General features: G+C 35.8%; 3 protein-coding genes and 1 pseudogene. 2 read left to right on the top strand and 2 right to left on the bottom strand.

Annotated features, from left to right (window positions below):
* Positions 1-1,462 (top strand): tetratricopeptide repeat protein (locus ABY905_RS15405; protein WP_372645470.1); only part of this gene is annotated, 1,462 nt, incomplete at its 5' end.
* A 243-nt stretch (positions 1,463-1,705) separates the two neighbouring features.
* On the opposite strand, the gene ABY905_RS15400 is transcribed toward ABY905_RS15405, so the two are convergent.
* Complete coding sequence (locus ABY905_RS15400) at positions 1,706-2,020, bottom strand: putative quinol monooxygenase (RefSeq protein ID WP_372645468.1); 315 nt, start codon at positions 2,018-2,020, stop codon at positions 1,706-1,708.
* A 28-nt stretch (positions 2,021-2,048) separates the two neighbouring features.
* Complete coding sequence (locus ABY905_RS15395; protein ID WP_372645466.1) at positions 2,049-2,405, bottom strand: hypothetical protein; 357 nt, start codon at positions 2,403-2,405, stop codon at positions 2,049-2,051.
* Positions 2,406-2,868: 463 nt separating this feature from the next.
* Here ABY905_RS15395 and ABY905_RS15390 point away from each other — a divergent pair.
* Positions 2,869-3,216, top strand: a pseudogene (locus tag ABY905_RS15390) (HU family DNA-binding protein); the annotation flags it as partial.
* Positions 3,217-3,362: the final 146 nt, after the last annotated feature.

The raw sequence follows: 3,362 nt of genomic DNA, 5'->3' as shown, positions 1-3,362 counted from the left end.
TCATTTACAAAGCTATCTACTAACACTCACGATCATTCCTCTTCTATTTATGATGATCGCCTGGACTGTAAAAGACGAGGGCAAAATACCTATCACAACTTCTTCAGATGAAGCTCTAAACCATTATTTGCAGGGGCTTGCACTTTCTGATAAATACCTTAACGAGGAAAGTATTCCATACTACGAAAAAGCGATAGCTGCAGATCCTGATTTCGCAATGGCCTACTTAAACTTATCCTTCGTCCAAGCAAGTACGAAAGAATTTTATGAATACTTCAACATAGCTGTAGCTTTAGTTGATCATGTTTCAGAAGGCGAACGCCTACAGATTATAGGATGGAATGCTCTTTATAATGATGCGAAACCGCTGAAACAAAGGGAATACTTCCAGAAACTGGTGGAAGCCTACCCTAATGATGAACGCTCTCACTATTTATTAGGTCTAAGTTACAATGGGCAACAAGAATGGGAACCAGCAATTGAAGCATTTAAGAAAGCAACAAAAATTGCTCCTGATTTTTCCCCACCCTATAATATTATGGGTTATGCCTATATGTTTTTAGAAAATTATTCCGAAGCAGAAAAAGCCTTTAAAAAATATGCAGAACTCATTCCCGATGATCCCAACCCCCAGGATTCTTATGCGGAGCTATTGATGAAAATGGGTAAATATGACAAATCGATTGAGCATTATAATAAAGCTCTGGATCTGGATCCAAATTTTATTATCTCATATGCCGGTATTGCCTCAAACCTGAACTACAAAAAGAAACACGTGGAGGCAAGAAAACAGCTTCAGAAATACTACGATATGGCGCACAATGATGGGGAACGAAGTAATGCTTGCTTTGCTATGGCTGTTTCTTATGTGGATGAAGGTCATTTAGATCAGGCATTAATGGAGCTAAAGAATAAATATGATTTAGACGAAAAGATTGAAGATGCTGGAGCTATGTCTCGAGATCTTATGAATATGGGTGATGTTCTACTTGAAATGGGAAACTACGATAAAGCAATGGCAAAATTTGATAAGGCCGTTCAAGTCATTGAAGAATCTAATCTTAAAAATGAGGTGAAAGAAAACTTTAAACGATTCTACCTCTATAATGCAGGATATGTGGCATCGATGAAAAAAGATTTTGTGACCGCAAAAGCCAAATCTGAGGAATTTAGAAAACAGGCTGAAGCTATGAAAAATCTAAATCTGATTCGATTCTCTCACCAATTAGCCGGCATAATTGCTCTTGAAGAAAAAGATTACGATAAAGCAACGGAAGAACTCCAGCAAGCTAATCAGCAAAACCCATATAATCTCTACAGAATGGCCCTGGCCTACAAATACAAAGGTGACAACGAAAAGGCTAAAAAGTTATGTACTAAAGCTGCAAAATTCAATGCACTCAGTAACCTAAACTATGCTTTTATCAGAAATAAAGCAGAGAATCTATTAGCTGGAATGTAAGGCCTTTTAAGTTTGACCGTCAGTTGTTTTTCCATTGGTTCTATGCTACCATTAATGAACACAAGCCTCAAAAGAAACACGGAAACATTCCTCTTTAATCCCTTATATGCAAAATGAAAAAGGCTACTGAATTTAATTTCAGTAGCCTTTATTTTTCTTATTTACAGGAAGTTTTAAAATTCCCAGAATACACAGACTCTAAACTTTCTGTTAATTATGAAAATTCTGTAGTTATATGAATCCTTATTTTAGAATTTCTTTATGAAGCGTTACCTCAAATTCCTTAACATGAAGGGGTTTCCCCTCATTAAAAAACGCTGCAATATAAGGTGTTGCACAATGTGCATTAAAAGTCTTTTGATCAAACCATTTCTCAATAAAAGTGATTCTATTCTCATCATCAATACACTGATTCAATTCATAACGAATACATCCACCCTCTTGAAGCGTAACAGGAATAAGGGCGTGTAGATTTTTAATCAAATCATTAACTTCACCTGAAACTGCAATAAACTTCGCAATACAAACCAATTGGCTTTCGTTTTTTCTGATTTCCATATCTATAATGTTCTAAACTTGATTGCTATTACTTTAATTTATTCTGCTGACGTCGAGCCATAACGACTAAGATATAACCGATAATAACGGGGCCATAAGCCGCAAACAAAAACTTTCCTAATACCAATAACTTAAAATAAACAGCAAAGGTCAATCCCCCACCTATTAGCATCAAGGCATAACCAATCAGTCGTAAATCTTTAGGTTTCATTTTCCCAGAAGTTTGAGCATACTCCAAAGCCTTTGCATCAATTTCTATAATGATTTTCTTAATTTCTTTATCTGTAAGATCTTTGGTTTTTAACTCTTTTCTTATTTCAGAGAAATCCATTCCCGACTTCTTTTTCTCTAAATAATAATCAACCAACTCATTTATTTGACTCATCGCAATATATTTTTAAAAGATTCTGAAGAAGAATAAACCCACATTACCGAGCAATCATCATCAATATTTAAAGGAACCTAAAAATAGGTTTTTATTTGTTATTTCAATTATCACATAAAAAAATTACAATACATGATATTAATCATTATGTACCATACGATATTTTACTTAAATTTATAACTGTTCAAACGAACGGGCACAATTACACCCCATTCAGGAGAGCGAGGTAAACCATCGGCTGGTCATCAACCGAACCACTTTGACGGGCAGATTGGAAGATGTGGCCGATGGAACCTGCAATATAAAACTTAATACGTAATAATAGGTATCGGCTTTATACGAATCTCTCAATCAAAAAAATTTCACGAGAGCTTGTTGCAGACACTGAAGCCATAAAGACTATTACGATTTATTAAAAACAAAAAAACATGTCTTTAGATTATAAAGTTGTAGAAAAAGGCCAACCCGGTGTTGTGGGGGCGGAGAAAAAAAGTTTTACGCTCAAATTGTAAACGGCAAAGAAGCTCAAATCGATGAATTGGTAAAAGATATTGAACGATTCAGTGCCTTATCCGAGGCAGATATTAGAGGTGTGATTATCGCATTGGAAAATGTGATACAGGACAAGCTTGCTCAGGGAAGGATTGTTAGACTGGAAAAAATAGGCAGTCTCTACCCATCAATAAGCAGTACTGGCGAACTAGAAGCTGCGAAAGTAAGCTCAGCTTCGATTAAAAAAGTAGGAGTTAATTACCGCGCTGGCAGTCGCATTATTAAGGCGATAAAAGATGCTGGATTTAACAAAATTTAGAATTCCAAGAAAAGCTGCGCAGGTTTGGATGTAAACCACAGCAGGTTTCATCCAAAAGCACCTGTGGTTTAGAGTAAAACCACAGCAGGTTTAGACCAAAAGCACAGCAGCTTTTTATAAAAACAAGTATTGTCTGCAACAAAAAG

This window comes from Ancylomarina sp., assembly GCF_041555295.1.
Lineage (GTDB): Bacteria > Bacteroidota > Bacteroidia > Bacteroidales > Marinifilaceae > Ancylomarina.
Note: the sequence above shows the minus strand (reverse complement) of the source record. Positions and strands in the feature narration are given on the sequence as shown.